A 26,189-nucleotide genomic window follows, 5' to 3' on the forward strand; every position below is an offset into this window, starting at 1 on the left:
ACGAAGGGAGCACGGCCATGAGCGACACGCTGCTGCCTCCCCCCGTAATGGCGTCGACTGGCGCGGAGTGTTCAGCGTTCTCGGCGCGGGGCTCATGGCCCTTGCTGTGTCATACGTCCTGGCCAGCCGCTCGCTGACACTGCTGATGATTGCCCCGGTCGCCCTGCTGATTTTCGCCGTCGGCATCCGCTATCCGATGATGGCGCTGGCCGGGCTGATCGCGATGATCATGTCGAACCTTTCGGACAATCTGATCGAGTTCTACGGATTGCCCTCGCTGGCCAAGATCACCGCGCCGGGGCTCTTCGTGCTGCTGGCGGCGCGCTACGCGGTCTACAAGGACAAGCCCTATGTGCCGATGGTCGCCATCACCTTCCTTTGCATCATCTTTGCGCTGAAACTGATCAGCGCGACCTACGCCCTGCGCTGGGGCGTGAGCGTCGATCTGTCGAAGGACTTCATCAAGGAGGCGGCGGTGGCCATCCTCGCGCTGGCCTTCATGAACCACAAGCGCGGCTTTGAAACGGTGGCGCTGTCGGCGACCATTCCGATAGCCATCATCTGTATGCTCGGTGTGTATCAGCTCGTCTTCGGCGCGTCGCCGTCGGGTTTCTCTGGGTTCTCGCGCTTCACCGAAAGCTCGAGCCGATTCTCCGGTATGCTGCTCGACCCCAATTTCTTTGCGGCGATCGTGGTGTTCACCGTGCCCTTGGGCCTCTTCCAATTCTTGAACGCGCGCAATCCGCTCACCATGGTGCTTTGGGCCTTGGTGGTCGCGGCGATGATCGCCGGGCTGCTTGCCACGCAATCACGCGGCTCGCTGATCGGCCTCATGCTGGGGCTGATCGTCTTGGCGACAAGTTTCACGCGGCGACAGTTCTTTGTCGCATGTATTGTCATGGTTCTGGTCGTGGTGCTCGCCGGGGTCATTGCCAGTGATGAGCTGATCGAGCGTTTCTCTAGCATCTTCAGCACCGCCGCTGCTGGCGAGGCGCAGGACGCCAGCACCGAGGGCCGACTGGCCAGTTGGTCGGTCGCCTACAACGTGTTCAACGAACATCCGTGGTTTGGCGTTGGTGTCGGAAATTTCGAGGCGCACTATCAGAACGGCGCGCTTGAGGCCGGGCTGATCTTCCGCGGCGAAGGCCGGGCGACTCACAGTCTCTATCTGGAGTTTCTCACCGAACAGGGAATCGTCGGCCTGCTGGTGTTCCTTGGCTTTGCTGCTTTCGGAGCGGTCAACTTCTTCCGCAGCGCGGCACTGGCCCGAAGCTGCGGCGACGAGCTGATGGCGCGGCGGCTGATCGCCTATTGCGGCGCCTTCGTCGGCTACCTCGCGGCGATGACCTTCTTGCAGGATTCGATTCCCCGCTTCCTGTGGTTCGTCACCTCTCTGGCGGTTGAATCCTACATGATCACGCGCTGCATCTACGCCGATCATCCGGCCCTGCGCTTTCGCAGTCGGCGCGTCCCCCGGCCACAACCGGTCGCGGTGAACTGAGGCGTCTGCAGCGCGCTAAGCTGAGCCTGCAAAAGCAATGCGCCAGCCCGTTTCGGGGCCGGCGCATTTTGCGTCCGATGTCTCGGAAAGAGTTCCAGTGGTGAGCCGTGCAGGATTCGAACCTGCGACCCACTGATTAAAAGTCAGTTGCTCTACCAACTGAGCTAACGGCCCACTCTGCAGGAATTTTGACACATGGTGAGCCGTGCAGGATTCGAACCTGCGACCCACTGATTAAAAGTCAGTTGCTCTACCAACTGAGCTAACGGCCCACTATGTGTGGGGCGGCTTCTAGAAAGTGTGGCCGGGAGGGTCAAGCGGTAAAATGAAAAATCTGTCCAACTTGTTTCGCGGCCCGATCCCGCTGCCTGTCCGCCGGGCTCTGAAGGGCCGGGTTGCCCGCTTTCCGATCCGACCTCTGTGCAAGGCTGCATCCCGCCTTGCAACACAGGCTGGAAACGTTTGGTCAACGCGCGTATATGCGCGCGGATGAAACACGCGCCCACATATCACCTGCCCTTCATGAAGATGCACGGGCTTGGCAACGACTTCGTCGTGCTCGACGGTCGGGCGCGTGACGTCGCCATGACCCCTGCCCTCGCCATGGCCATCGCCGACCGCCACCGCGGCGTCGGCTTCGACCAGCTGACGGTGATCTCCAAGACCGACGCCGGGGATGCTCATCTGACCTTCTACAACGCCGACGGCTCCACCGCCGGGGCCTGCGGCAACGCCACGCGCTGCATCGCGCGCTTCCTGATCGACGAGACCGGCAAGGACGCCCTGACGCTCACCACCGAGCGCGGCGTGCTGCTGGCGCGCGATGCCGGCAACGGGCTGACCTCGGTCAACATGGGCCAGCCGCAGCTGCGCTGGGACGAGGTGCCGCTGGCGCACGAGATGGACACGCTGGAACTGCCGATCGACGGCAGCCCCACCGCCACCGGCATGGGCAACCCGCATTGCACCTTCTTCGTCGAGGATGCCGAGGCGGTGGATCTGGACAGCTTCGGCCCCGCGCATGAGCATCACCCGCTTTATCCGCAGCGCACCAATGTGCAGGTCGCCAGCCTCATCGGCCCCGATCACCTGCGCATGCGCGTCTGGGAGCGCGGCGTGGGCCTCACGCTGGCCTCCGGCTCGTCCTCCTGCGCCACCGCCGTCGCCGCCGCGCGCCGCGGCCTGACCGGGCGCCGCGTGACCATCGAGCTTGATGGCGGCACGCTGCAGATCGACTGGCGCGAGGATGGCGTCTGGATGACCGGCGGCACCGCGCATGTGTTCGACGGCAATTTCACCCACGATTGGCTCGAGGCGGTGTCATGACCAGCGCGCCCAAATTCACCACTCTCGGCTGCCGCCTCAACGCCTATGAGACCGAGGCGATGAAGGATCTTGCGTCTCAGGCCGGTATGGAAAACGCGGTGATCGTGAACACCTGCGCCGTGACCTCCGAGGCCGTGCGCAAGGCGCGTCAGGAGATTCGCCGCCTGCGCCGCGAGAACCCCGACGCCAAGGTCATCGTCACCGGCTGCGCCGCGCAGATCGACCCCGACAGCTTTGCCGCGATGACCGAGGTCGACGCGGTGGTCGGCAACACCGAAAAGATGGCGCCCGAGACATGGTCGCGCCTGTCCAGCGGCTTCATTGGCGAGACCGAGCGCGTCATGGTCAACGACATCATGTCGGTGACCGAGACCGCGGGCCATCTGATCGACGGTTTCGGCACCCGGTCGCGCGCCTATGTGCAGGTGCAGAACGGCTGCGATCACCGCTGCACCTTCTGCATCATCCCCTACGGCCGCGGCAATTCCCGCTCGGTCCCTGCGGGCGTGGTGGTCGACCAGATCAAGCGGCTGGTGCAGCAGGGCTATAACGAGGTGGTGCTGACCGGGGTGGACCTCACCTCTTGGGGCGCCGATCTGCCCGGCACGCCGCGGCTTGGCGATCTTGTCATGCGCATCCTGAAGCTGGTGCCGGACCTGCCGCGCCTGCGCATCTCGTCCATCGATTCCATCGAAGCCGACGAGAACCTGATGCAGGCCATCGCCACCGAGACGCGCCTGATGCCCCACCTGCATCTGTCGCTGCAGCACGGCGATGATCTGATCCTCAAGCGGATGAAGCGCCGCCACCTGCGCGACGATGCCATCCGTTTCTGCGAGGAGGCACGCAAGCTCCGCCCCGAGATGACCTTTGGTGCCGACATCATCGCGGGCTTCCCGACCGAGACCGAAGAGCATTTCGCCAACTCGCTGAAGCTGGTCGAGGAGTGTGACCTCACGTGGCTGCACGTTTTCCCCTACTCGTCGCGCCCCGGCACCCCTGCCGCGCGCATCCCGAGCAAGGTGAACGGCAACGACATCAAGGCCCGCGCCGCGCGCCTGCGTGCCGCCGGGGATGCCGCCGTGCAGCGCCATCTGGCCGCGCAGCCGGGCCGCACGCATCAGGTGCTGATGGAGAGCCCCGAGATGGGCCGCACCGAGCAATTCACCGAAGTGCTCTTCGACACGCCGCAGACGGAAGGCGCGATCGTCACCGCGACGATCACCGGCATCCGCGGCACGCAGCTGACGGCCTGAGGCCATGCATCCGAACCCGACCTTCCGCCGGACCGAGCTTGCCCGCAGCCTCGATCTCGTGCGCGCGCGCTCTTTCGGCACGCTGGCGGTCAGCGCCGAGGGCGCGCCGCTGCTGTCGCATGTGCCCTTCCTGCTGTCGGAAGATGCCAGCTATGCCGACCTGCACCTCGTGCGCTCGAACCCGATTTGCCGCGCCGCCCGCGACGGCATTCCCGCACGGCTCGCGGTGACTGGCGCCGACGGCTACGTCTCGCCCGACTGGTACGGCGATCCCGGACAGGTGCCGACATGGAACTATGTGGCGGTGCATCTGACCGGCACGCTCGAGCCGCTGCCGCACGCGCAGATCGACCCGCTGCTGGCCGAACAAAGCGCCACCTTCGAGGCCCGCCTTGCCCCCAAGAGCCCTTGGACCATGGATAAGATGGACCCGGAGGTCCGGGCCAAGCTGCAGCGCATGATCCTGCCCTTCCGGCTGCGCATCGACGAGATCGACAGCACCTGGAAGCTCTCGCAGAACAAGACCGCTGAGATGCGCGAGAGCGCCGCCGACAAGCTGCAGAGCGGTTTCGGGATGGACCTGGGCACGCTGGCCACGCTGATGAAGGATCCGCCAGCCGACGAGGCGTGACGATTGCGCGGCGGTCTCATTTCCGCCAAGACGGGCGGCATGACACTTCAAGCCCGTGCCCTCATCGTTCACCTGCTTACCGCAACCGGTGCCGTTTTTGCCATGCTCGCGATGCTGGCCGCCGCGCAGGAGGACTGGTCGATCATGTTCCTGTGGCTGGTGGTGGCCTTCGCCGTGGATGGCGTCGACGGCCCGCTGGCGCGCAAATACGACGTCAAGGTCAACTCACCGCGCTTCGACGGCGTGCTGCTCGACCTGATCATCGACTATCTGACCTATGTGTTCATCCCCGCCTTTGCCCTCTTCAACTCGGGGCTGCTGCCGGGCTGGACGGGCTGGTTCGCGATCATCGTCATCACCTTCGCTTCGGCGATGTATTTCGCTGACAGCCGGATGAAGACCACCGACAACTCGTTCCAGGGCTTTCCCGGCTGCTGGAACATGCTGGTGCTGGTGCTCTTTGCGCTGAAGCCGGATTTCTGGGTGATCCTGACGCTGGTGGCGGTGCTGTCGGTGGCGATGTTCCTGCCGCTGAAGTTCATCCACCCGGTGCGCACCGTGCGCTGGCGGCCGTTCTCGCTGCCCATGGCGCTGATCTGGACCGGCTGCGCGGGCTGGGCGGCCTGGACCGACTTCCACGCCGGAAGCTGGGCGCATTGGGGTCTGGTGATCACCTCGGTCTATCTGATCTTCGCGGGCATCGCCCAGCAGGTGATTCCCCAGCGCCGCTGATCACAACCCACACCGCCCAACGAAAAACGCCGGCCCCCGCAAAGAGGCCGGCGTTTTCTTTCGGAAGGCGGTCCGGGGCTTGCCCGCTCAGGCCTTGAGCCGCCAGCCGGTGCGGAAGAGCCCCCAAGCGCCGAGGCAGACCACCGCCGTCGCCACAATCGAGACCACGGCCCCCAGCGCCGGGTCCGCGTCCGACACGCCGAGCACGCCATAGCGGGCACCGTCGATCAGATAGAACACCGGGTTGAACTGCGTGATCTCGTACAGCAGCGGCGGCAAAGCCTCGCGCGAGTAGAAGGTGCCCGACAGGAATGCCAAGGGCGTCACGATGAAATTGGTGATCGCTGCCATCTGGTCGAACTTATTGGCGAACAGCCCCGCGACGATGCCAACGGACGACAGGAACGCCCCGCCCAGCAGCACAAAGCCCAGCACGATCAGCGGATGCGCGGGCACCAGTCCGGTGGTCGCCCAGAGCCCGAGCAGGATGGCGCAGGCCACCACCAGCCCGCGCGTGATGCCGCCCGCGAGATAACCGATCACCAGTTCGAACGGCGCCAGCGGCGGCATCAGCGTGTCGACGATGTTGCCCTGAACCTTCGAGATCACGATCGACGAGGAGGTGTTGGCAAAAGCGTTCTGGATCACCGTCATCATCAGGATGCCGGGGGCGATGAACTGGGTGAAGGGCACGCCCATCACCTCGCCGCGGGTCGGACCTATCGCAATGGTGAAGATCACCAGAAACAGACCGGCGGTGACCAGAGGCGCCAGCAGCGTCTGCGTCCAGACCGCAAGAAATCTTTGGGTTTCGCGGCGGCACAGAGTGGCGAGGCCGAGCCAGTTCACCGCGCCGAAACGCCGGGCGCCGGGCTCAAAGCGGGCTTGGCTGTCCATGAGGTCTCCTTTCCGTTTGGGTCCGGCTTGTAACTCGCCATACGATGACTACAATAGGGCCCCTGATGGAATTTTCAGGCGGCCCTTGATCACGGGCCGCTTTTTCTCAAGCAAGGATCGGACATGTCCTGGACGGATGAGCGCGTCGAGCTTCTCAAGAAGATGTGGGCCGAGGGCCAGTCGGCCAGCCAGATCGCCAAGGAACTTGGCGGCGTCACCCGCAATGCGGTGATCGGCAAGGTGCACCGGCTGGGCCTCTCGAACCGCACCGCCCCTGCTGGCGGCGCGTCGGCCCCTGCTGCGCCCGCAGCCCCGGCCAAGGAAGCCAAGCCCGCAGCGAAGGAAAGCAGGGCCAAGCCCGCACCCAAGCCGGAACCCGCGGCAGCGCCCGAGCCCGCCGCGCGCGAGGCGGCCCCGGTGCCCGAAACCCGCCCGGCGCCCGTCGGCCCGTCGCGCAAGCCGATCGTGCCGGCTGGCCAGCCGCTGCCGCCGCAGCCCTCGGCCAATGAGATCAGCCCCGAGGCTCTGGCCAAGGTCAGCGAGGTCGAGAAGAAGGCCAAGAAGCTGTCGCTGATGGATCTGACCGAGCGCACCTGCAAATGGCCGGTGGGCGATCCGGCGACCGAGGACTTCTGGTTCTGCGGCCTGCCGGTGCAGCAGGGCAAACCCTATTGCGAGGCGCATGTGGGCGTGGCCTTCCAGCCGATGTCCTCGCGCCGCGACCGCCGCCGCTGAGCCGCGCATCGCCAAGCATTCTGAAACCGCCCGCGGCTCCGGCCCGGGCGGTTTTTTCGTGCCTGCATCGTTGTGCCTGCCCGCCCGCGCGGAAGCTGCGCCGATTTTCGCCCGTTCCGCAGGGGGTTGCGCAACCTTGCCGTGACCTCCAGCGTTGTGCCCAAGCAATGGGTGAAAACGCATGACCGAACTTCAGACCCTCATCGGGGACTATGCCGCGCTGCTGTCGCTGGCGTTGATCGTCGGCCTCTTCGTGCTGTTCATGCTCGAGGTCTACCCGCCCGAGGTGCCTGCGGCGGGCCTCGCCGCGCTCTTCGTGGCCCTGGGGTTCGTCTCGACCGATGAGCTGCTCTCGGTGTTCTCGAACCCCGCGCCGCTGACCATCGGGGCGATGTTCGTGCTGTCGGGCGCGCTGGTGCGCACCGGGGTGCTCGAAGCGATTTCGAACATGGTGATCACCCAAGCCAAGGAAAAGCCCGCGCTGGCGCTGATCGTGATCCTTGGGGTGACGCTTCTCGCCTCGGGCTTCGTCAACAACACGCCCGTCGTTCTGGTGCTGATCCCGGTGGTGATCCGGCTCGCGGCGGCGCTCGGCAAGGCGCCGACCCGGCTGCTGATCCCACTGAGCTATGTGGCCATCCTCGGCGGCACCTGCACGCTGATCGGCACCTCGACCAACCTGCTGGTCGACGGCGTTGCCCGCGGTCAGGGACTGGAGCCCTTCGGCATCTTCGAGATCACCCCCATCGGCCTTCTGGTGGCGCTGGCGGGCGGCGGAACTCTGGCCCTGCTCGGCCCGTGGCTGCTGCCAAACCGGCAGGCCAGCGATCCCGACCAGATGCTTGGCGAGACAACGTTTCTGTCGGAGGCCGTGCTCACCGACGACAGTCTCGCCGGCACGCCGCTCTCCGAGATTGCCCCATTCAAGCGCGGCGGCGTCAGGGTGATCGGCCTGCGCCGCAAAGGCCGCGCCCTGCCCGCCCCGCTCGAGGAGCAAGAGCTCGAGAAGGGCGACACGGTGATCTTTCGCGCGCCCACTTCCGAACTTCTGACGCTGCATGACGATCCGGCCCTGAAGATCGGCCTGCGCCGCGGCGAGCCCCCCGAGGGCGAGCTTGTCACCGTCGAAGTGGTGGTCTCGCCGCGCAAGTCGAGCCTTGGCCGCAGTCTCGGCAGCATGTCGTTGGGGCGGCGCTTTGGCGTGCGGGTGCTGGGCGCGCACCGGCACGAACACAACCCCGGCCCCGACCTCGGCTCGGTGCGGCTGCGCCCTGCCGACAAGCTGCTGCTCGAAGGCCCGCCCACGGCGTTCCAGACGCTCGAGGACGAAGCGCAGCTGGTCTCCGTCAGCCGCCCCACCGGGCGCGCCTTCCGCCGCGGCCGCGCGCCGCTGGTGCTGGCCGCGCTGGCCGGCGTGGTGCTGCTTGCGGCCTTCGGCGTGATGGAGATCGCCACGCTCTCGCTGCTCGCGGTCGCCGCCATTCTCATGCTGCGCTGCATCGACGCCGATGAGGCATGGGGCGCGGTGGATGGCGCGATCCTCGTGCTGATCTTCGCCATGCTGGTGGTCGGGCTGGGCCTGCAGAACACCGGCGCGATGGATCTGCTCGTCGGCTGGCTGGCGCCGCCGATCTCTGGCATGCCGCCCTTCCTCGCGCTGCTCTCGGTCTATCTGCTGGCCTCGCTGCTGACCGAGACCGTGACCAACAACGCCGTCGCCGTGGTTTTCACCCCGATTGCCATCGGGCTCGCCCAGAGCACCGGGCTCGATCCGCGGGCGCTGACCGCCGCCGTGATGTTCGGCGCCTCGGCCAGTTTCGCCACGCCGATCGGCTATCAGACCAACACGCTGGTCTATGGCGCGGGCAATTACCGATTCTCCGATTTCCTGAAGATCGGGCTGGCGATGAACCTCGTGGCCGCGCTGGCCGCCTGCGCCGGGATCCTCTGGCTCTATGGGTGACCCGGCATAAGGGGGCGCTGCCCCCTCGGCGCTGCCGCGCCTCACCCCCTTGCGTATTTGAAAAGAGAAGAAGAACTGGGACCCTCTTTGGCTTCTTCTCTTTCCAAATACGCAAGTCGCGCCCGCCCCATGCGCGCGGCGCCGCAGAATGAAGCGCCACGGTGCCAAGCGCCCTTTCCCGGAGCCGAGAGAGCGCGTATATGCCGCCCATGCAGAATCCGCCCGATCTTCGCCCCGACCTTGCCCGCGCCCGCGTCACGGAAACCCGCCGCGATGGCCAGCCGACCATCGGCATGGTCTCGCTTGGCTGCCCCAAGGCGCTGGTCGACAGCGAGCGCATCCTCACCCGGCTGCGCGCCGAAGGCTATGGCATCTCGCCCGACTATTCCGGCGCCGATGCGGTGATCGTGAACACCTGCGGCTTTCTCGACAGCGCCAAGGCCGAGAGCCTCGAGGCGATCGGCGAGGCGCTGAAGGAGAACGGCCGGGTGATCGTCACCGGCTGTCTCGGCGCGGAGCCCGAGTATATCACCGGCACCCACCCCAAGGTTCTGGCGGTCACCGGGCCGCATCAATACGAGCAGGTGCTGGACGCGGTGCATGGCGCCGTGCCGCCCTCCCCCGATCCGTTTGTAGATCTGCTGCCCGGCTCGGGCGTGAAGCTCACGCCGCGCCACTACAGCTATCTGAAGATTTCGGAAGGCTGTAACCACAAGTGCAAGTTCTGCATCATCCCCGACATGCGCGGCCTGCTGACCTCGCGCCCGCAGCGCGCGGTGCTGCGCGAGGCCGAGAAGCTGGTCGAGGCGGGGGTGAAGGAGCTGCTGGTGATCAGTCAGGACACCTCGGCCTATGGCACCGACTGGAAGGACCGCGACGAGAAATTCCCGATCCTGTCGCTGGCGCGCGAGCTGGGCCAGTTCGGCGCATGGGTGCGGATGCATTACGTCTACCCCTACCCGCACGTGCGTGAGCTTATCCCGGCGATGGCCGAGGGGCTGGTGCTGCCATATCTCGACATTCCGTTCCAGCATGCCCACCCCGACACGCTGAAGCGCATGGCGCGCCCCGCCGCCGCCGCGCGCACGCTCGACGAGATCGCCGCCTGGCGCAGCGATTGCCCGGACATCACCCTGCGCTCGACCTTCATCGTCGGCTACCCCGGCGAGACCGAAGACGAGTTCCAGACGCTGCTCGACTGGATGGATGAGGCGCAGCTCGACCGGGTTGGCTGCTTCAAATACGAGAACGTCGAGGGCGCGCGCTCGAACGCGCTGCCGGATCATGTGCCCGAGGAGGTCAAGCAGGACCGCTGGGAGCGCTTCATGGAGAAGGCGCAGGCGATCTCGGAGGCCAAGCTCGAAGCCAAGGTCGGCCAGACCCTGCAGGTTCTGGTGGACGAGGTCGACGAGGATGCCGCCACCTGCCGCACCAAGGCCGATGCGCCGGAGATCGACGGCAACCTGTTCATCGACGAGGGCTTCGAACACCTCAAGCCCGGCGACATGGTCACCGTCGAGGTGGATGAAGCGGGCGAATACGATCTCTGGGGCCGGTTGATCGAATCGAACTGAGCCCATTCCGCCAGCAGGCCGCGGCAGTGCCCGCGGCCAACTGGCACTTTTGACAGGTTCTGACACAAATCGCGCCAGCGCCGGGCCCCTTTGGGGCCCGTTTTATTGCGCCAGCGCAATCCGTTGCGCGCATGAGCCGTGCTATCCTTCAGTCATTGGGCCAATGGAGGAGGGGCTCGGAGATTTTCTGGTTCCAGCGGCACTGGCCGCGCCGGGAGGCGGCGACAATTTCGGTCGGCTTGCGACCGCATCCCTGCGTGATCACCCTTTATCTCTTCGGAGACCGTTGATTTTGCTTTTGGATTTCATCACGGCGCGATGCTCCCGGTTTTCCGGGAGCATTTATTTTGGCGCTCCCGCTGCGCCGTGACTGAGCCAAGACCAGAGCGCTAGAAGACGCAGCGCGCCGCCTCTGGCCCCGAGGGGTCGAGGCCCGGCTGCAGCGGATCGGGCAGCACGCCAAGCGACATCCCCAGCGCTGCAAGCTCTGCGCGCGATGTCATGCCGGTGCGCGCGCACAGCGCCTGCAGCCGCTGCCGCACCGCCGAGACAGATATCTCGAGCACGCCCGCGATGTCCTTGTCGTGCAGCCCTGAGCCGATCAGCCCCAGCAATTCCATCTGCTTTTCTGTGATCTGTCGGCGCAGCGGAAACTCGCGAGCAAAGCAGGCCGCGAACCGCTGGTGGCCCAGCAAGGCGGCGGTGCTGAGCGTCCAGCCATGGGCGTGGAGGATCGCCAGCATCTCGCGTCGCGAATGATCCCCCGCAAAGCTGAGCATTCCGGCGCGCGGCGGCGTGCCCTGGCGCAACGGAAAGGCCACGCCCGCCCGCATCCGGCGCCGCGCCGCCTCGCGCAGCACCTCGATCCTGCGCTCGGGCAGAACGCGGTATTCAGAGAGGAACTCCAGCCCGATGGTGATCGGCGTCAGATGCGCGGCGGCGTGACCGCGCAGATAGGACCAGCGGCCGATCTCCGCATCGCTGCCAAAGGCCTCGAGCCAGCTGGTGTCATGCGAGCTTCGGACAAAGAGCGGGCGGCGGCACGCACTCTGCAAACTCGAGGCGATCAGATCGACGAAGGGCAAATCGAGGGTCCGGCCAAGCCGGACGATCAGCTGCCAGACCTGCTCGGTCGTCTCGGTCATCTCCAGTTCAGTCAGGAACCATTGCAGCAGGTCCGGGACATGCCGCTCAGCCTCCAGCATGGGCCGCCGCGGCGCGGGGCCCTCTCCCGTGTGCCACATCACTCAACCTCCCGATCATGACCCCGGCAACAGGTCCCCCATCTTCGGACAAGACCCTCGGTTTGGCAATTTTTTCGCGCAACACTTCCGCTCCGGCGCGCGTGGTCAGGCTTGCGAAGCGCGCGCGGCTGCGGCAGGACAGCGCGCATGGCCAAGCTGCATTTCCACTATTCGACCATGAACGCCGGCAAATCGACCCTGCTTCTGCAGGCGGCGCACAACTATCGCGAACGCGGCATGGAGGTCTTCCTGCTGACCGCAAAGCTCGACACGCGCGCCGGGCAGGGCCGCATCGGCTCGCGCATCGGCTTGGGACAAGCGGCCGAGACCTTCGCCGCCGAGGACGATCTTTTTGCGATGATCGCCGCCGCGCGCGAGACGACGCCGCTGGCCTGCATCTTCATCGACGAGGCGCAGTTCCTCACCGAAGAGCAGGTCTGGCAATTGGCGCGGGTGGTCGACGACCTGAAGCTGCCGGTGATGGCCTATGGCCTGCGGGTGGATTTCCGCGGCAAGCTGTTTCCCGGCTCGGCGGCGCTGCTGGCGCTGGCCGATACGCTGCGCGAGGTGCGCACCATCTGCCATTGCGGGCGCAAGGCGACGATGGTGGTGCGGCAGGATGGCGACGGCACCGTGCTGACCGACGGCGCGCAGGTGCAGATCGGCGGCAATGAATCCTACGTCTCGCTGTGCCGCAAGCACTGGCGCGACGCGATGGGCGACCACGCGGCGCAGGGCTGAGTTCCGCGGGCGCCGCGCGCCCACGGAGAGCTGAACACGGTGAGCTGAAGACGGAAAGCTGAAGACTGGCTCAGACCGGGTTCGGCACCGCTTCACCCGCGAAGAAGGCCCGCAGGTTGGCCACCGCCATGCGCCCCATCTCCTCGCGCACTTCCAGCGCCGCCGTGCCCAGATGCGGCAGCAGCACCGTGTTGTCGAGCAGGCGCAGCGCCTCGGGCACCTGCGGTTCATGCTCGTAGACGTCGAGCCCCGCGCCGCCGATCTGCCCTGCCTCCAGCGCCGCGATCAGCGCCGCCTCGTCGACCACGTCGCCGCGCGAGATGTTGATGAAATGCGCATGCGGTTTCATCGCCGCCAGCACGTCGGCATTCACCGTGTGCCGCGTCGCGGCCCCGCCCGGCAGAGCGGTGACGAGAATGTCGACATTGGCCGCCAAGTCCTCGGGCGTCTCATAGCGCGTCGCCGGATGGGCGAGGCTTTTCTCGGACCGGCTCGTATAGGCCACCGGCATGCCAAAGCCGAAATGGCAGCGCCGCGCGATGGCCTGACCGATGCGCCCCATGCCAAGGATGCCGACGGTCTTGCCGGTCATATGCAGCCCCAGCATCTGCACCGGGTGCCAGCCCTGCCAGCTGCCCATGCGCACCATGCGTTCGCCCTCGGCGGCGCGGCGGCAGGACATAAGCATCAGCGTCACGGCGATATCGGCGGTGGCGTCGGTCACCGCGCCGGGGGTGTTGGTCACCGTGACCCCGGCGTTGCGCGCCACCTCCACGTCGATGTGGTTGAAGCCGACACCGAAGTTGGCGAGGATCTTCGCGCGCGGCACACCGGCGGCGGCGAAGACTTCGGCGTTATACTGGTCGCCAAGCGTCATCAGCACGCCGTCGTAGTCTGCCAGCGAGGCCAGCAATTCATCGCGGCTCATCGGATCGGGCCGGTCGCGGTAGGTCACGTCAAAGCTGTCGCGGGCCTCGGCAACAACGCTGTCGGGCAGGTTTCGGGCGATCAGGATCTTGGTCAATGCAGGCGTCCTCCCAGCGGTACACTCTTGTCAGGGGTGGCAAGCACCACCGCGCCCGCCTCGTCGGAGAAACCTAGAACGAGAACTTCCGACATGAAGGGGCCGATCTGACGTGGCGGGAAATTCACCACCGCCATCACCTCTTTGCCCAGCAGGTCCTCGGGGGCGTAATGCACCGTAATCTGCGCCGAGCTTTTCTTCTCGCCGATCTCCGGGCCGAAATCGATCCAGAGCTTGATCGCGGGCCTGCGCGCCTCGGGGAACGGCTCCGCGCGGACAACTTTGCCCGCGCGGATGTCGACCTTGAGAAAGTCGTCGTAGCTGATCTCAGCCATTGGCCAATTCTTCCGAGCGGCGCACCGCTGCGCCGACCGTGGCGCGGATCAGCGGCGGCAGGCCCTTGCCCTCGTCCATCAGCACCTCGAGCCCGGCCTGCGTCGTGCCATTGGGCGAGGTGACGTTCTTGCGAAGCTGTGCCGGATCGTCGTCGGCCTGCATCGCCAGCGCACCAGCACCCGCCACCGTGGCCTTGGCCAGCTGCATGGCAAGCTCGGGCGCCAGCCCCTCGGCCTCCCCCGCCTTCGCAAGGCATTCGATCATGTGAAACACATAGGCCGGACCCGAGCCGCTGACGCCGGTCACCGCGTCCATCTGGCCCTCGCCCTCGAGACGCACCACCTCGCCCACCGCCGAAAGCAGCTCTTCGGCCATGGCCATATTCGCCTCGCTGGCGTTGGTGTTGCCGGCGAGCGCGGTGATCCCCTGACCCACCGCAGCGGGCGTGTTGGGCATGGCGCGGATCACCGGCGTGTTCTCGCCCAGCATGGTCTCGTAGGTGGCAATGGTGACGCCCGCGGCGACCGACAGGAACACCGTCGAGCCATTGCCCAGCTTGGCCAGCACCGGCAGCGCATCCGCCATCATCTGCGGCTTGACCGCCACCAGCACGATCGCCGGGCTGTCGGGCAGGTCTTCGTTGATATGCACGCCCTGCGCCTGCAGCCAGTCCGAGGGGCGCGGATCGTTGACCCAGACCGAGCCCGCCGGCAGACCGCGCTTCAGCCAGCCCTCCAGCATGGCCGATCCCATCTTGCCACAGCCCAGCAGCACGAGCCCGCGCTGCGCCAGTTCACCGTCCGTCATCCGATCCTCCTGTCGACGTTCGCGCAAGTGATACGCGCGCCCCGAAAAGGGTGCAACGGCCCGCCTCCCGGCAAGTCCTTCCTCTTGGCGAAAATATCCCGGGGGAGCAGCGCCGAGCGCGGCGGGGGCAGCGCCCCCATCCTGCCTCGCTGCCCATCCGCCTCGGCCAGCGGCCTCAGGCGATGATATCGGGCGTCAGCCGGTCCTCGATCATCGCGATCTTGTCCTTGAGGAAGAGCTTCTTCTTCTTCAGCCGCTGCAGCGTCAGCTGGTCGGCTGTGCCGCGCTCCTGCAGGGCGCGGATCGCCTCGTCGAGGTCGCGGTGCTCGTGGCGGAAGACTTCAAGCTCCACCCGCAGCACCTCTTCGGTCTTCATCGAGATGTCTTGCGGCGCGTTCATGGCTGTCCATCCTTGGAACTCACGGGAAGCATTACGATACCAAGACTTGCCGCGGCCGCAAAGCCCTTGCAAGGGTCTTGCGCTGCCCGGCGCGGCTTCCCATATTCCATGGTGTCGGGTTGCCGCTCACGGGGCCCGGCGGACGGTCGCTTCCCTGTCAAGGACATGTCATGAGCAAACTGACCCTGGGTTCCTATCCGCATATGCTCGGCTTCGAGCAACTCGAGCGCTTGCTCGAGCGCACAGCCAAGTCGAGCGAAGGTTACCCCCCTTTCAACATCGAACAGACGTCGGATCACTCCTACCGGATCACGCTGGCCGTGGCCGGGTTTTCAGAGGCCGATCTCGCCATCACCGTCGAGGACCGCCAGTTGGTGATCCGCGGACGGCAGCGCGACGACGGGTCCGACCGGATCTTCCTGCACCGCGGCATCGCGGCGCGGCAGTTCCAGCGCAGCTTTGTGCTGGCCGATGGTGTCGAGGTGGGCGAGGCGGTCATGGAGAACGGTCTGCTGCACGTAGACCTGACCATGTCCCGTCCAGAGACGGTGGTGCAGACCATCAATATCAGAAAGGGTTGAGCCATGAACACGAAGTACGACTTCCCCGAATTTGACGCCGAGCGCATCGTCTATGTCCGCTCCGTCGAGGTGAGCGAACTGCCCGAAGACGTGCAGGAGCAGGTCGGTGACACCACCCGCCTCTATGCGGTGCACCGCGCCGATGGCGAGCGGCTGGCGCTGGTCCGCGACCGCGGCATGGCCTTCGCGCTGGCCCGGCAGAATGACCTCGCCCCCGTCACCGTTCATTAAACTGTCCACGAAGCTTGGATGAGCCCTTGAGCACGCTGCCGCTGGACTGGGTCGACGCCTTCACCGATCGCCCGTTCGGCGGCAACGGTTGTGCGGTGCTGCATGGCGGCGCGGCGCTGGAGGACGAGACCTGCAAGCGCGTGGTGCGCGAGACCTCGCTGGTCGAATGCACCTTCACCGGCCCCTCCGATGTGGCCGATGTGCGGGTGCGCTACTTCCTCGCGAGCGGCGAGATTCCCTTTGCCGGACATCCCACCGTCGCCACCGTCGCTGCGCTGCTGCATCGCGGGCTGGTGAGCGGCGATCGGCTGACGCTGGAGACGCTGGCCGGGGTGATCCCCATCGAGATCGACCGCTCGGTCTCCCCTCCCCGCATCGTGATGACCCAGATCGCGCCCACCTTCGGCGCCAGCCCCGACAAGGCGCTAGTGGCAGATGCGGTCTCGCTGTCCCCGTCGGATATCCTCGGGCAGCCGCAGGTGGTCTCCACCGGGCTGCCCTTCTGCATCACCGTGCTAAAGGACCGCGACGCGCTGGAGCGGGCGCGCCTCGACACGGAGGCGCTTGCAAGGCTGGCGCAGACCATCGGCGGGCGCATGGACCTTGCCGAGCCCTTCCTCGTCACCTTGGAGGGCGCCACCGAGGCGGGCGACACCTTCTCGCGCCTGCTGCTCGCGCCGCCAAGCCCGCCCGAAGACCCGTTCACCGGCTCGGCCACCGGCGCCATGGCGTCCTACCTCTGGTGCAAGGGGCTCCTCGACGCGCCGCGCTTTATCGCCGAACAGGGCCATGGCATGGGGCGGGCCGGTCAGGCGCAGGTCGAGGTGCTTGGCCCGCCCGAGGCCATCACCGGCGTGCGCGTGGCCGGACAGGCGCATGTGCTCATCTCGGGCGAGATACACCTTTAGGCCACGACCCTCAGAAACGGATGCTGTAATTGGTGCTCAGCACCAGCGGCTGCACCGGATCGAACACCTGCGTGCCATTGAGGTTGAGCGTGAAGCTGCGCTTCTTGTGGGTCCAGCTGAGGCCGGTCTTCAGGCTGGGCGTCTCGTAATCGCCGGAACTGCCGTCATCCACCCACGCGCCATAGCTGTAGCCCAGTTCGAAATAGGGGCGGAAGTTCCGCTCCAGCCGCAGCGTCGCGCGGGTGCGCAATGTCGCGGTGAGCTTGCCGATCTGCCAGCCCGCGACATCCCCGACCCCGCTGCTGGCCTGCCGCGACAGGGACAGCCCCGCAGTGCCCGACAGATCGAGCTTGCGCAGCTTGTAGGCCCCATTGGCATCCAGCCCTGCCGCCGTCCGCCACGCCGCCCGCGGCGTGCTGCCGAGCCGGTAGTCGGGCCGGGCCAGCGCCGCCCATGCCTTGAACCCCAGATTGTCGTTCAGCTTGGTCTGCAGATAAGGCGCGAAGCTGAGCGTGCGCGAGCGTATCTCTCGCCCGGTATCGAGTTCAGCCATGCCGTAGCCGGTGGCAAAGCCCAGCCGGGTGCGCACCCCCAGCGGCTTTTCGAACCCCAGCAGCATGTCGAATTTCCGCCCTCTGGTATCGCCGTGATACTCACGCGCCTCGAACGCCCACCACATGCGCGGGGCGCGGCTGCTGGCGGGCGTTGCCAGAAAGAAGCCCTTGTCGGTCAACCGCACCTGACCGTAGCCCGTGGTCGCATGGCCCAGCACGCTGTTGAACGCCCCGACCGAAGCGCTCAGCGTGGTCGACACGCCGCTCCGGTAGGCAGAGCGCAACGCATCCTCCGCCCGCACCGGCAACGCCGGGAGCAGGCAGATCAGCAGCAGCGCAAGCGCGCGCAGGATCGAGGCGGTCTTCATGGCGGTCTCCGGCGGCAGACTTCCGGGCGACATGGTTCCGGGTGACGGTTCTGATCCGAACGCCTGTGTGGGGCGCCGGGGCGAGGTCTTCGATTCTGGTGGTCGGATCCGAAATAATCGCCCTGCCGCAGCGCATCAAACCCCTGCTGGCGCAGAGCTCCTCAAATCTACGAGAGAGACGCAGCGTTACCGCAGCCGCGGGGCGCGCCCGCGACTTTTGAGGCCATCTGCGCAGCGCGACGCCCGCTTCAGTGCCCGGCGATCAGCCCCATTGCCTCAAGTTTCAGCACCACCTGATGGGCGCAATTGTCGACATCCGTGCCTTCGGTTTCGACCCGCAACTCGGGGTTTGCGGGCACGTCATAGGGGTCGGAAATGCCGGTGAATTCCTTGATCTTGCCCTCACGGGCCATCTTGTAGAGCCCCTTGCGGTCGCGCCGCTCGCATTCTTCGAGCGCGGTCGCCACATGCACTTCGACGAAGGCACCATATTCCTCGATCCCCTCGCGGACCTTGCGCCGGGTGGTGGCATAGGGGGCGATCGGAGCGCAGATGGCGATGCCGCCGTTCTTTGTGATCTCCGAGGCGACATAGCCGATGCGCAGAATGTTGAGATCGCGGTGCTCTTTCGAGAAGCCCAACTCGGAGCTGAGGTTCTTACGCACGATGTCCCCATCAAGCAGCGTGACCGGGCGGCCGCCCATCTCCATCAGCTTGGTCATCAGCGCGTTGGCGATGGTCGATTTGCCCGAGCCGGAGAAGCCGGTGAAAAACACCGTGAACCCCTGTTTCGAGCGTGGCGGCTTGGTCTTGCGCAGTTCCGAGACCACCTCGGGGAAGGAGAACCAATCGGGGATCTCCAGACCTTCGGACAACCGCCGCCGCAGTTCGGTGCCCGAGATGTTGAGGATGGTCACCGTCTCCTTGTCGGCGATCTCGTCGTTGGGCTCGTACTGCGCGCGCTCCTGCACGTAGACCATGTGTTTGAACGGCACCATTTCGATGCCCATCTCCGCCTCATGCTCTTTGAACAGGTCCTGCGCCTCATAGGGCCCATAGAAATCCTCTCCGGCGCTGTTCTTGCCCGGCCCCGCGTGATCGCGCCCCACGATGAAATGCGTGCAGCCATGGTTCTTGCGGATGAGCCCGTGCCAGAGCGCCTCGCGCGGGCCCGCCATACGCATGGCCAGCGGCAGCAGAGACATGGTGGTGGTGGAGGCAGGGTATTTGTCGAGCACCGCCTCATAGCAGCGCACGCGGGTGAAATGGTCGACATCGCCGGGCTTGGTCATGCCGACGACCGGGTGCAGCAGAAGGTTCGCTTCAGACTCGCGCGCGGCGCGGAAGGTCAGTTCCTGATGCGCGCGGTGCAGCGGGTTGCGGGTCTGGAACGCCACCACCTTGCGCCAGCCGAGCTTGCGGAAATAGGCGCGCAACTCGTTCGGCGTGTCGCGCCGGGCGCGGAAATCATAGTGCACGGGCTGTTGGATGCCGGTGATCGGCCCGCCAAGATAGACCTCCCCCGCCGAATTGTGCAGGTAGTTCACCGCCGGATGCGCGTCATCGTCGGCCCCAAAGACCATCTGCGCTTCCTTGGCCTTGTCCGGCACCCATTTGTCGGTGACGGTCATGGTGGCAAGGATCACCCCTTCTTGGTCGCGCAAAGCGATATCTTGGTCCAGTTCGATGCTGTCGGCGAACGCCGCCTTCACATCGAGGGTGATCGGCATCGGCCAGAGCGCCCCATCGGCAAGCCGCATGTTCTCGACCACGCCATCGTAGTCCTCCTCCCCCAGAAACCCCTTCAGCGGGTAAAAGCCGCCGTTCATCAGAAGTTCGAGGTCGCAGATTTGCCGGGGGCTCAGATCGAGGCTGACAAGCTCCGCCGCCTCGAATTTCATCTTCTGCGCACTGTCGTAAGAGACATAGAGCTCCGGAATAGGAGCGAGGTTTTTGGACATGGTCATGTAAAAATCTCTTGTATCAATAATGGCAAACGGATGCCGGTACGGGCAATGACCTCAGTGAAAGCCCTGCCCGCAAAAATTTCAACTCTCGCTTGAAGTTGGCCCGCGTTAATGCGGCGCCAGAGCCGAAGCTGCCTCTACGGCAGGCGCAGTGCGGGTCTGCCTGACGAGCGCTCAGCGCCTTGCAGATGCGCCGCGGCGGCGCAGCAGAACGCCCCCGCCGAGAAGCAGCCCGGCAAAAACCGGCAGCGCGGGCGGCAGTGGCACCGGCGACGGCATCTGCGCCGTGACGGTGAACTGCGCAGAGCCCAGCCCCGCCCAGACGCTGAGCGGGTCCACGGTCAGGCTGAACTCATACGCCCCCGGATCCAGATCAGCCTCGTAGACGCCGTGAAATAGGCCGGTATCAGAGGTGTAGGTCCAGTCCAGCGCCGCACCTCCGGTGCCGGTCAGGCTAAAGCTGGCGTTGGGCCACAGCTTGTCACGCACCGAGATCGTCACTTCGCTGGGATCGGAAAGCAGCAGCGACCAACTGTCACCGCCGCCCGGCAGGATCAGGTCAATGGTGTCGCCAGTCCCGTACCACGCGAAGAGGTAGGACGAGCTACCATCAGGCGCCACGGTGACCGCCGAAGCGACGGACGGGCCGACAAGCAACGCCGCTAAAGCAGCGAGCCGAACACAAAACAATCTCAACATTTGCACGCCTTACACAGGGCTTCACCAAACAATCCGTGCGAGATCGCATTCCCGCACGGATCGCCCATAAGGCGTTCACATGGTTAAGAAATCGTGAATCGTAGGCACAGAAAACCCGAAGCCCTGTATCCGAGGGCTTCGGGTCTCAGTCATTCACATGCCGCCGCCGGGCTCACCAGCGGCGCTATGCCGGCTCAGTTGCCGGTCGCAGCCGCCGCTTCGCCCTGCGGCGCGCCATGGCCGAGCGGCTCGGTGGTGTCCTTGCCCGCCTCGAGGCCTTGCTCTGCCAGCCAACGCTCTGCTTCCAGCGCAGCCATGCAGCCCATGCCCGCCGAGGTTACGGCCTGACGGTACTTATGGTCGGTCAGATCGCCCGCAGCAAAGACACCGGGGATCGAAGTTTCCGTGGTGCCCGGCTTGGTCACCACATAGCCGCCCATGTGGGTCTCGAGCTGGTCTTTCACCAGTTCCGACGCGGGCGCGTGGCCGATGGCGACAAAGACGCCCTTCGCCGGGATCTCGGTGATCTCGCCGTTCCGCACGTCTTTCACCTTCACGCCGGTCACGCCCTTGGGCATGTCGTCGCCGACCACCTCTTCGAGCTGGTGGTGCCAGAGCGTTTCGATCTTGGGGTGCGCGAAGAGACGCTCTTGCAGGATCTTCTCTGCGCGCAGCGTGTCGCGGCGGTGAACCAGCGTCACCTTGGAGGCGAAGTTGGTCAGGAACAGCGCCTCTTCCACGGCGGTGTTGCCGCCGCCGATCACCACGATCTCCTGCCCGCGATAGAAGAAACCGTCACAGGTGGCACAGGCCGAGACACCGAAGCCCTTGAACTCTTCCTCGGTGGGCAGGCCCAGCCATTTGGCGCGGGCCCCGGTTGCAAGGATCACCGCATCGGCGGTGTAGGTGGTGCCGCTGTCGCCATGCGCCACGAAGGGCCGCTTGTCGAGTTCGAGCTTCGAGATGATGTCGCCCTCGATCTCGCAGCCCATGGCGCGCGCATGCGCTTCCATCTTCACCATCAGTTCGGGGCCTTGAATCTCGGTCTCGCCGGGCCAGTTCTCAACCTCGGTGGTGGTGGTCAGCTGGCCGCCGGGTTCGAGCCCCTGCAGCAGCAGCGGCGAGAGCATCGCCCGCGCCGCGTAGACGCCTGCGGTGTAACCGGCCGGACCGGAGCCGATGATCAGAAGCCGTGTGTGGCGGGTGTCGGACATGTCGTGCCTCTCGCGAGCTATGGCATTTGCTTTGCGAAGTGCATATAGCCACGCGCGGCGACGACGCAAACCCCGTGCCGACCGGTTCCCCACCCGATTTTCGCACAGTTAAGAATTTTTCAAGAATATGAAAGATTATTGCGCCGGGTGTCTGGTTGCTATAATATTCGCGAAAAGCTTCAAGGAAGACGCATGCCCGCCCACAGGCTCGACCCCATCGACCGGAAGATTCTGGCAGAACTGCAGGCCGATGGCCGCATGACCAATGTCGAACTTGCCCGCCGCGTGGGCATCTCCGCCCCGCCCTGCCTGCGCCGTGTGCGCACGCTCGAGGAGCAAGGCTTCATCAAGGGCTACCACGCCGAGGTTGATTCCCGCGAATTGGGCTTCGAAGTGCAGGTCTTTGCCAGTGTCGGGCTGCAAAGTCAGGCCGAGGCCGATCTGCGCGCCTTCGAGGACCGCTGCCGCAACTGGCCGCTGGTGCGCGAGTGCCACATGCTCAATGGCGAGGTGGACTTCATCCTCAAATGCGTGGCGCCCGATCTTTCGACCTTTCAGGCCTTCCTGACCGAGGATCTGCTGACCGCTCCGAATGTGGGTTCGGTGAAGACCTCGCTGGTCATCCGCTGCGCCAAGGATGAGCCGGGCGTGCCCTTCGACGTGCTCGAAGAGCGGCTGAGCCGGACCGCCTGATTGGCGGACCGGCAGCGCGGCGTCACAGCTCGATCAGTTGATCCAACGCTTCACGGGTCGAACGCATCATCGACAGCTCGCCAAAATCCTGCAGACCTTCGATGTTCTCGAACATCGACAGGAACAGGGCGCGCATGTTCTCGCTGCTAAGCGCCGACAGCGCCGTGCCCGGATGATAGGTCTCCATCTCGATGCCGCCGACGCGGATCGTCGCATGGCGCTGCACCATCAGGTGATAAAGCTGCACCGCCCCGCCCGGGGTGACCGGCACGATGCGGTCCCAGTCGGCCTCATCCGAGACCGGGACCATCACGCTGTCGTTGCCGAGCAGGCTGCGCAGCTTGGCATTTTTGACAACCATGCGCGCCGCCGGACCGAGCAGCAGGTCAGAGCCGGGCCGCCCCACGCCATAGGCCTCTGCGGTCACGCGGGTCAGCGTGTCGAGCGCGCTGCCCTCGCTGCGCACGCCGGGCACATAGGTGGTCGATCCGATCCATGTCACCGACTGCACGCCGCGGCTGGTTTCGATGTAATCGCCGGGCAGAAGGTCTTCGATGGCGATCGGGCCACGCGCCGTCTGAATCAGGGTGCCGCGGGCAAACGCCGAGCAGGCCTCTTCGAACAGAGGGATCGCCGGGGCGATCTGCTGCTTCATCGCCAGCGACAGATCCGGCAGCAGTGCGGCGACCTCGTATTTGCGCATGAGAGAAGTTGCGCGCCGAGGTCGCCCACTCCGGAGAGATACCGGATCGCGAGGAATGGATTGCGAAAACGCATCGTCGCGGCCTCGTACCGCGTGATGAATACTGGTCATGTGAACATCCCTTGAGAGGCTGTCACATCCGTGTTGGCCCCCACCAACAACGACAGACGGACGTTTAACCGACTTGGCCTTGAACAGGCCTCAATCTGGCATTTGTGTCAAAATTGGCAAGGTTTTGTCGGGAAGCTGGACCCCAATACCTGCGACCTGCAGAGATTGTCGCGAGATGACGAACCAGCCCGCCACATTTTGGTACAGAGAATTTCGAATCAATGCCCGGAAGCTGAAAGGTTTCAGCCGAGATCGCGCTGCGGGTGAACTCGCCTCAGAGGCGGATGGCCGAGATCAGACGTCCGTAATCCGCTTCGCGCTGATGCGTGGTGCGGCGGAACGAATAGAAGCGCTCGGGATCGGAATAGGTGCAATGACGGGTCCACTCCGCCTCGACCCCCGCCGCGCGGAGCCGGTGCAGGCCATAAGCCGGAAGGTCGAACTGCATGCGATCCCCCTCGCCGCCCGCGAAGAAGCGGGCGTTGCCCTGATCCTCGGCCAGAAACTCCTCAAAGAATTCCGGGCCGACTTCATAGGCGCGCTGGCTGATGGTCGGACCGATCACCGCGCGAATCCCGTCGCGGCTGGCGCCAAGCGCGATCATCGCATCCACCGTCTCTTCGAGAACGCCGCCCTGGGCCCCGCGCCAGCCCGCATGGGCCGCACCGATGACCCCCGCCTCCACATCGGCGAAAAGCACCGGCTGGCAGTCCGCGGTCAGCACCGAGAGCGCCAGCCCCGGCTCGCGCGTGACGAGCGCGTCGGCCTCGGGGCGCGGCTCGGGCAGCGGGTCAGTCACCGTGACGACGCGCGGCGAATGCACTTGGCTGACGGTGATCAGCGCCTCCAGCGGCACCTCCATAGCCTGCGCCACGCGGGTGCGGTTGATCGAGACGATCTCGCGTTGGTCAGAAGACCCCGGCCCGCAGTTGAGCCCGGCAAAAACGCCCGAGGACGCGCCGCCCTTGCGGGTGAAGAAGCCATGCCGAAGCGGGGAGAGCGTGTCTGCGGTGATTATTTCCAGCGTCATGCGTCCAATCCGGGCGGGGTAGCTGTGCCCGGACCGTAGAGCCCCAGCACCTTGAACAAACTTCCCATTTCGTCGGGGTGCGTCAACCGGCGATGTGCACGGATGTGCGCGTCGAGTGCCGCGCCGGTCAGCCCGGCGGCCAGCGCGCGGGCGCGCTCGGTGATGCCCAGCCGCTCCAGAAACACGCCCTGAGCCGTCAGCCCCGACACCTGCGCCGGGGCCGCCGCCGCGGCCAATGCACTGAAGTCCACATGCGCGGTAAGATCGGCATCCCCCGGCGTGTCCAGCGGACCGACCTTTTGATGCGCCCGCACCGCCTGCAACGTGTCGCCAAGGCTGCCCCAGCTGCCGTAGTCCACCAGCAGCGCGGCACCGCCATGGGCAGCGATGCGCCTGCCGATCTCCTGCGTGAGCGCCTCGGCCGGTGCGCAGGTCTCGACCAGATCGCCCTGCTGCGTGCCCGCAAGCCGGTGCTCCAGCGCCGCCTGCGGGGCGATGTCGGTCAGACCGAAGGACAGCGCGCCCTCGTGCCAGCCGACCACGCGTTCCCGCCAGCCGTTGCCGTCGCGCAGGAACTGCCGCACCGGCAGCGCGTCGAAAAACTCATTGGCGATCAGGAAAAGCGGCGCCTCGGGCAGATCGGCGAGGCTGTCGTGCCAGACCGGCGCATGATCCCCAAGCCGCGCGGCCTGCTCGGCGCGCAAGGCCGGAGAGGCCTCCACCAGATGCAGCTCGGCGGCGTCCAGCAGCCCCGGCACGCCGCGCATGGCGCGCAACGCATCGGCCATCAGCGTGCCACGGCCCGGCCCCAGCTCCGCCAGAACGAAATGCGCGGGCCGTCCCTGATCGAGCCAGCTTTGCGCCAGCGCGAGCCCCAGCAGCTCGCCGAACATCTGGCTGATTTCCGGCGCGGTGGTGAAGTCGCCCTTGGCGCCCAGCGGATCGCGGATGGTGTAATAGCCGTGCTGCGGGTGCAGCAGGCACCATGTCATGTATTCGGCCACCGTCATCGGCCCCTCGGCCGCGATGCGCGCCTGAAGGAGCGGCAGCAGCGCGCTCATGCCCGGCGCCGCGCCCAGAGGATGAGGCCGATGCCCACAAGGATCATCGGCAGCGACAGCATCTGGCCCATGGTCAGCCCGTAGCCGCCCACCTGCCACGCCAGCCCCAGCGGGTTGCCGGGCGAGACGAATTGCGCGTCGGGCTGGCGCACGAACTCGACAAGGAACCGCGCCACGCCATAGCCCGCAAGGAACACACCCGCCAATTGCCACGGCGTCTTGAGCCCGCCCTTGCGCAGCGCCAGCCACAGCAGCAGCGCGCCCAGCAAGATGCCTTCCAGCGCCGCCTCGTAAAGCTGCGAGGGATGGCGCGCGCAAAGCTCGCCAACCGCCTGCCCGCAGGCCTGCGCCGCGTCGCCCGGAAAGATCACCGCCCAAGGCACATCGGTGGGCCGCCCCCAAAGCTCGCCGTTGACGAAATTCGCCAGCCGCCCGAGGAACAGCCCCGGCGGCACCGAGATCGCCAGCATATCGGCGGTCGAGCCAAGCGGGATGCGGTTCTTCAGGCAAAAGCCGAGGAAGCCGATCAGCACCCCAAGGAAGCCGCCGTGGAACGACATGCCGCCATGCCAGACCATCAGGATCTCGGCGGGGTGGGTCAGGTAATAGGCGGGCTGGTAGAACAGCACAAAGCCCAGACGTCCGCCAAGGATGATGCCCAGAATCACCCATGTGAGCAGCTGCTCGACCTGCGCCGGGCTCATCGGCGGCGTGTCTGCAGGCCAGAGCCGCGCGCGCTTCACCGCCGCGACGGCGATCCGCCAGCCGATGATGATGCCCGCGATATAGGCAAGCGCGTACCAGCGCAGGGCGAATTCCATGCCGAAAGCCGAGATCGAAAAGACCTCGGAGGACAGGGGCGGAAAAGGAATGGCAGCTTTCATGCGCGATGTGTGCCGGGA

At 65.8% G+C, this 26,189-nt stretch carries 27 protein-coding genes and 2 tRNA genes; 13 read left to right on the forward strand and 16 right to left on the reverse strand.

Annotated elements, in window-relative coordinates:
• The first annotated feature begins 106 nt into the window (after positions 1 to 106).
• Positions 107 to 1,501 carry an O-antigen ligase family protein gene (locus ACXAD2_RS09015; RefSeq protein WP_475169187.1) on the forward strand — a complete coding sequence of 465 codons (1,395 nt, stop codon included), beginning with the start codon at positions 107 to 109 and terminating at the stop codon, positions 1,499 to 1,501.
• Between the two features lie 98 nt (positions 1,502 to 1,599).
• Here ACXAD2_RS09015 and ACXAD2_RS09020 read toward each other — a convergent pair.
• A tRNA-Lys gene (locus ACXAD2_RS09020) sits at positions 1,600 to 1,675 on the reverse strand.
• Between the two features lie 22 nt (positions 1,676 to 1,697).
• Positions 1,698 to 1,773 (reverse strand) — tRNA-Lys (locus tag ACXAD2_RS09025).
• 217 nt (positions 1,774 to 1,990) lie between these two features.
• Between ACXAD2_RS09025 and dapF the strand changes: the two genes are divergently transcribed.
• The 4 genes from dapF to ACXAD2_RS09045 are packed head-to-tail and all read left to right on the forward strand — an operon-like array spanning position 1,991 to position 5,446.
• The gene (gene dapF, locus ACXAD2_RS09030; RefSeq protein WP_475169188.1) at positions 1,991 to 2,827 is read left to right on the forward strand and encodes a diaminopimelate epimerase; all 837 of its coding nucleotides are present in this window, start codon (positions 1,991 to 1,993) and stop codon (positions 2,825 to 2,827) included.
• Positions 2,824 to 4,083 carry a tRNA (N(6)-L-threonylcarbamoyladenosine(37)-C(2))-methylthiotransferase MtaB gene (mtaB, locus tag ACXAD2_RS09035; protein WP_066104404.1) on the forward strand — a complete coding sequence of 420 codons (1,260 nt, stop codon included), beginning with the start codon at positions 2,824 to 2,826 and terminating at the stop codon, positions 4,081 to 4,083. The genes dapF and mtaB overlap by 4 nt, the downstream gene beginning before the upstream one ends.
• A 4-nt stretch (positions 4,084 to 4,087) precedes the next feature.
• The gene (locus tag ACXAD2_RS09040; protein WP_475169191.1) at positions 4,088 to 4,714 is read left to right on the forward strand and encodes an FMN-binding negative transcriptional regulator; all 627 of its coding nucleotides are present in this window, start codon (positions 4,088 to 4,090) and stop codon (positions 4,712 to 4,714) included.
• A 39-nt stretch (positions 4,715 to 4,753) separates the two neighbouring features.
• A complete protein-coding gene (locus tag ACXAD2_RS09045; protein ID WP_475169193.1) occupies positions 4,754 to 5,446 on the forward strand; it encodes a CDP-alcohol phosphatidyltransferase family protein in 693 nt (230 codons plus the stop codon).
• An 87-nt stretch (positions 5,447 to 5,533) separates the two neighbouring features.
• Here the strand turns inward: ACXAD2_RS09045 and ACXAD2_RS09050 are convergent, their stop codons facing one another.
• Positions 5,534 to 6,343: an ABC transporter permease gene (locus ACXAD2_RS09050; RefSeq protein WP_066104398.1), complete on the reverse strand. Its 810-nt coding sequence runs from the start codon at positions 6,341 to 6,343 to the stop codon at positions 5,534 to 5,536.
• Between the two features lie 123 nt (positions 6,344 to 6,466).
• Here ACXAD2_RS09050 and ACXAD2_RS09055 point away from each other — a divergent pair, with 123 nt between their 5' ends.
• The 3 genes from ACXAD2_RS09055 to rimO all read left to right on the forward strand — a co-directional run bounded on the left by ACXAD2_RS09055 (position 6,467) and on the right by rimO (position 10,615).
• Complete coding sequence (locus ACXAD2_RS09055) at positions 6,467 to 7,078, forward strand: GcrA family cell cycle regulator (RefSeq protein ID WP_066104395.1); 612 nt, start codon at positions 6,467 to 6,469, stop codon at positions 7,076 to 7,078.
• A 181-nt stretch (positions 7,079 to 7,259) separates the two neighbouring features.
• The gene (locus ACXAD2_RS09060) at positions 7,260 to 9,041 is read left to right on the forward strand and encodes an SLC13 family permease (RefSeq protein ID WP_475169196.1); all 1,782 of its coding nucleotides are present in this window, start codon (positions 7,260 to 7,262) and stop codon (positions 9,039 to 9,041) included.
• 200 nt (positions 9,042 to 9,241) lie between these two features.
• Positions 9,242 to 10,615, forward strand: coding sequence for a 30S ribosomal protein S12 methylthiotransferase RimO (gene rimO / locus ACXAD2_RS09065; RefSeq protein WP_475169197.1), 1,374 nt, complete (start codon positions 9,242 to 9,244; stop codon positions 10,613 to 10,615).
• 389 nt (positions 10,616 to 11,004) lie between these two features.
• Here rimO and ACXAD2_RS09070 read toward each other — a convergent pair whose 3' ends face one another.
• Positions 11,005 to 11,859 carry a helix-turn-helix transcriptional regulator gene (locus ACXAD2_RS09070; RefSeq protein ID WP_475169198.1) on the reverse strand — a complete coding sequence of 285 codons (855 nt, stop codon included), beginning with the start codon at positions 11,857 to 11,859 and terminating at the stop codon, positions 11,005 to 11,007.
• 147 nt (positions 11,860 to 12,006) lie between these two features.
• On the opposite strand from ACXAD2_RS09070, the gene ACXAD2_RS09075 reads away from it, so the two are divergent.
• On the forward strand, positions 12,007 to 12,600 hold the full coding sequence (locus ACXAD2_RS09075; RefSeq protein ID WP_475169199.1) for a thymidine kinase: 594 nt from the start codon (positions 12,007 to 12,009) through the stop codon (positions 12,598 to 12,600).
• Between the two features lie 70 nt (positions 12,601 to 12,670).
• Here ACXAD2_RS09075 and ACXAD2_RS09080 read toward each other — a convergent pair whose 3' ends face one another.
• From ACXAD2_RS09080 to ACXAD2_RS09095, 4 genes are all read right to left on the reverse strand, one after another.
• Positions 12,671 to 13,624 carry a 2-hydroxyacid dehydrogenase gene (locus ACXAD2_RS09080; protein ID WP_475169201.1) on the reverse strand — a complete coding sequence of 318 codons (954 nt, stop codon included), beginning with the start codon at positions 13,622 to 13,624 and terminating at the stop codon, positions 12,671 to 12,673.
• Entirely contained in the window at positions 13,621 to 13,959 is a 339-nt protein-coding gene (locus tag ACXAD2_RS09085) for a tRNA-binding protein (RefSeq protein ID WP_475169202.1), read from the reverse strand. Before ACXAD2_RS09085 ends, ACXAD2_RS09080 begins: the two co-directional genes overlap by 4 nt.
• The gene (proC, locus tag ACXAD2_RS09090) at positions 13,952 to 14,767 is read right to left on the reverse strand and encodes a pyrroline-5-carboxylate reductase (RefSeq protein ID WP_475169203.1); all 816 of its coding nucleotides are present in this window, start codon (positions 14,765 to 14,767) and stop codon (positions 13,952 to 13,954) included. Before proC ends, ACXAD2_RS09085 begins: the two co-directional genes overlap by 8 nt.
• Positions 14,768 to 14,942: 175 nt before the next feature.
• Positions 14,943 to 15,167, reverse strand: coding sequence for a YdcH family protein (locus tag ACXAD2_RS09095; protein ID WP_066104372.1), 225 nt, complete (start codon positions 15,165 to 15,167; stop codon positions 14,943 to 14,945).
• 170 nt (positions 15,168 to 15,337) lie between these two features.
• Between ACXAD2_RS09095 and ACXAD2_RS09100 the strand changes: the two genes are divergently transcribed.
• From ACXAD2_RS09100 to ACXAD2_RS09110, 3 genes are read left to right on the forward strand one after another with little or no spacing between them, the layout of a single operon-like run.
• Positions 15,338 to 15,748: an Hsp20 family protein gene (locus ACXAD2_RS09100; protein WP_066104369.1), complete on the forward strand. Its 411-nt coding sequence runs from the start codon at positions 15,338 to 15,340 to the stop codon at positions 15,746 to 15,748.
• 3 nt (positions 15,749 to 15,751) lie between these two features.
• Complete coding sequence (locus tag ACXAD2_RS09105; protein WP_066104366.1) at positions 15,752 to 15,979, forward strand: DUF1150 family protein; 228 nt, start codon at positions 15,752 to 15,754, stop codon at positions 15,977 to 15,979.
• Positions 15,980 to 16,005: 26 nt separating this feature from the next.
• On the forward strand, positions 16,006 to 16,887 hold the full coding sequence (locus ACXAD2_RS09110) for a PhzF family phenazine biosynthesis protein (RefSeq protein WP_475169205.1): 882 nt from the start codon (positions 16,006 to 16,008) through the stop codon (positions 16,885 to 16,887).
• 10 nt (positions 16,888 to 16,897) lie between these two features.
• On the opposite strand, the gene ACXAD2_RS09115 is transcribed toward ACXAD2_RS09110, so the two are convergent.
• From ACXAD2_RS09115 to trxB, 4 genes are all read right to left on the reverse strand, one after another.
• Entirely contained in the window at positions 16,898 to 17,809 is a 912-nt protein-coding gene (locus ACXAD2_RS09115; protein WP_475169207.1) for an autotransporter domain-containing protein, read from the reverse strand.
• A gap of 248 nt (positions 17,810 to 18,057) precedes the next feature.
• Positions 18,058 to 19,776, reverse strand: coding sequence for a bifunctional sulfate adenylyltransferase/adenylylsulfate kinase (locus ACXAD2_RS09120; RefSeq protein ID WP_066104361.1), 1,719 nt, complete (start codon positions 19,774 to 19,776; stop codon positions 18,058 to 18,060).
• A gap of 174 nt (positions 19,777 to 19,950) precedes the next feature.
• A complete protein-coding gene (locus ACXAD2_RS09125; RefSeq protein WP_475169208.1) occupies positions 19,951 to 20,475 on the reverse strand; it encodes a hypothetical protein in 525 nt (174 codons plus the stop codon).
• 194 nt (positions 20,476 to 20,669) lie between these two features.
• On the reverse strand, positions 20,670 to 21,689 hold the full coding sequence (gene trxB, locus ACXAD2_RS09130) for a thioredoxin-disulfide reductase (RefSeq protein ID WP_066104356.1): 1,020 nt from the start codon (positions 21,687 to 21,689) through the stop codon (positions 20,670 to 20,672).
• Between the two features lie 192 nt (positions 21,690 to 21,881).
• Here trxB and ACXAD2_RS09135 point away from each other — a divergent pair, with 192 nt between their 5' ends.
• Positions 21,882 to 22,382 carry an Lrp/AsnC family transcriptional regulator gene (locus ACXAD2_RS09135; protein WP_066104353.1) on the forward strand — a complete coding sequence of 167 codons (501 nt, stop codon included), beginning with the start codon at positions 21,882 to 21,884 and terminating at the stop codon, positions 22,380 to 22,382.
• A 22-nt stretch (positions 22,383 to 22,404) separates the two neighbouring features.
• Here the strand turns inward: ACXAD2_RS09135 and ACXAD2_RS09140 are convergent, their stop codons facing one another.
• The 4 genes from ACXAD2_RS09140 to lgt form a co-directional block, all read right to left on the reverse strand.
• Positions 22,405 to 23,085 carry a Hint domain-containing protein gene (locus tag ACXAD2_RS09140; protein WP_475169210.1) on the reverse strand — a complete coding sequence of 227 codons (681 nt, stop codon included), beginning with the start codon at positions 23,083 to 23,085 and terminating at the stop codon, positions 22,405 to 22,407.
• Positions 23,086 to 23,470: 385 nt separating this feature from the next.
• Positions 23,471 to 24,226 carry a peptidoglycan editing factor PgeF gene (gene pgeF, locus ACXAD2_RS09145; RefSeq protein ID WP_475169211.1) on the reverse strand — a complete coding sequence of 252 codons (756 nt, stop codon included), beginning with the start codon at positions 24,224 to 24,226 and terminating at the stop codon, positions 23,471 to 23,473.
• Positions 24,223 to 25,287: a class I SAM-dependent methyltransferase gene (locus ACXAD2_RS09150; RefSeq protein ID WP_475169213.1), complete on the reverse strand. Its 1,065-nt coding sequence runs from the start codon at positions 25,285 to 25,287 to the stop codon at positions 24,223 to 24,225. The genes pgeF and ACXAD2_RS09150 overlap by 4 nt, the downstream gene beginning before the upstream one ends.
• Positions 25,284 to 26,171 carry a prolipoprotein diacylglyceryl transferase gene (gene lgt, locus ACXAD2_RS09155; RefSeq protein ID WP_224903534.1) on the reverse strand — a complete coding sequence of 296 codons (888 nt, stop codon included), beginning with the start codon at positions 26,169 to 26,171 and terminating at the stop codon, positions 25,284 to 25,286. Before lgt ends, ACXAD2_RS09150 begins: the two co-directional genes overlap by 4 nt.
• Positions 26,172 to 26,189 lie beyond the last annotated feature (18 nt).

Source organism: Salipiger sp. ABN3_019 (genome assembly GCF_056158605.1).

Coding starts and splice junctions, on each gene's coding strand:
- dapF (WP_475169188.1), top strand. CDS start 1,991: ATGAAACACGCGCCCACATATCACCTGCCCTTCATGAAGATGCACGGG.
- mtaB (WP_066104404.1), top strand. CDS start 2,824: ATGACCAGCGCGCCCAAATTCACCACTCTCGGCTGCCGCCTCAACGCC.
- ACXAD2_RS09040 (WP_475169191.1), top strand. CDS start 4,088: ATGCATCCGAACCCGACCTTCCGCCGGACCGAGCTTGCCCGCAGCCTC.
- ACXAD2_RS09045 (WP_475169193.1), top strand. CDS start 4,754: ATGACACTTCAAGCCCGTGCCCTCATCGTTCACCTGCTTACCGCAACC.
- ACXAD2_RS09050 (WP_066104398.1), bottom strand. CDS start 6,343: ATGGACAGCCAAGCCCGCTTTGAGCCCGGCGCCCGGCGTTTCGGCGCG.
- ACXAD2_RS09055 (WP_066104395.1), top strand. CDS start 6,467: ATGTCCTGGACGGATGAGCGCGTCGAGCTTCTCAAGAAGATGTGGGCC.
- ACXAD2_RS09060 (WP_475169196.1), top strand. CDS start 7,260: ATGACCGAACTTCAGACCCTCATCGGGGACTATGCCGCGCTGCTGTCG.
- rimO (WP_475169197.1), top strand. CDS start 9,242: ATGCCGCCCATGCAGAATCCGCCCGATCTTCGCCCCGACCTTGCCCGC.
- ACXAD2_RS09070 (WP_475169198.1), bottom strand. CDS start 11,859: ATGTGGCACACGGGAGAGGGCCCCGCGCCGCGGCGGCCCATGCTGGAG.
- ACXAD2_RS09075 (WP_475169199.1), top strand. CDS start 12,007: ATGGCCAAGCTGCATTTCCACTATTCGACCATGAACGCCGGCAAATCG.
- ACXAD2_RS09085 (WP_475169202.1), bottom strand. CDS start 13,959: ATGGCTGAGATCAGCTACGACGACTTTCTCAAGGTCGACATCCGCGCG.
- proC (WP_475169203.1), bottom strand. CDS start 14,767: ATGACGGACGGTGAACTGGCGCAGCGCGGGCTCGTGCTGCTGGGCTGT.
- ACXAD2_RS09095 (WP_066104372.1), bottom strand. CDS start 15,167: ATGAACGCGCCGCAAGACATCTCGATGAAGACCGAAGAGGTGCTGCGG.
- ACXAD2_RS09100 (WP_066104369.1), top strand. CDS start 15,338: ATGAGCAAACTGACCCTGGGTTCCTATCCGCATATGCTCGGCTTCGAG.
- ACXAD2_RS09105 (WP_066104366.1), top strand. CDS start 15,752: ATGAACACGAAGTACGACTTCCCCGAATTTGACGCCGAGCGCATCGTC.
- ACXAD2_RS09115 (WP_475169207.1), bottom strand. CDS start 17,809: ATGAAGACCGCCTCGATCCTGCGCGCGCTTGCGCTGCTGCTGATCTGC.
- ACXAD2_RS09120 (WP_066104361.1), bottom strand. CDS start 19,776: ATGACCATGTCCAAAAACCTCGCTCCTATTCCGGAGCTCTATGTCTCT.
- ACXAD2_RS09125 (WP_475169208.1), bottom strand. CDS start 20,475: ATGTTGAGATTGTTTTGTGTTCGGCTCGCTGCTTTAGCGGCGTTGCTT.
- trxB (WP_066104356.1), bottom strand. CDS start 21,689: ATGTCCGACACCCGCCACACACGGCTTCTGATCATCGGCTCCGGTCCG.
- ACXAD2_RS09135 (WP_066104353.1), top strand. CDS start 21,882: ATGCCCGCCCACAGGCTCGACCCCATCGACCGGAAGATTCTGGCAGAA.
- ACXAD2_RS09140 (WP_475169210.1), bottom strand. CDS start 23,085: ATGCGCAAATACGAGGTCGCCGCACTGCTGCCGGATCTGTCGCTGGCG.
- pgeF (WP_475169211.1), bottom strand. CDS start 24,226: ATGACGCTGGAAATAATCACCGCAGACACGCTCTCCCCGCTTCGGCAT.
- ACXAD2_RS09150 (WP_475169213.1), bottom strand. CDS start 25,287: ATGAGCGCGCTGCTGCCGCTCCTTCAGGCGCGCATCGCGGCCGAGGGG.
- lgt (WP_224903534.1), bottom strand. CDS start 26,171: ATGAAAGCTGCCATTCCTTTTCCGCCCCTGTCCTCCGAGGTCTTTTCG.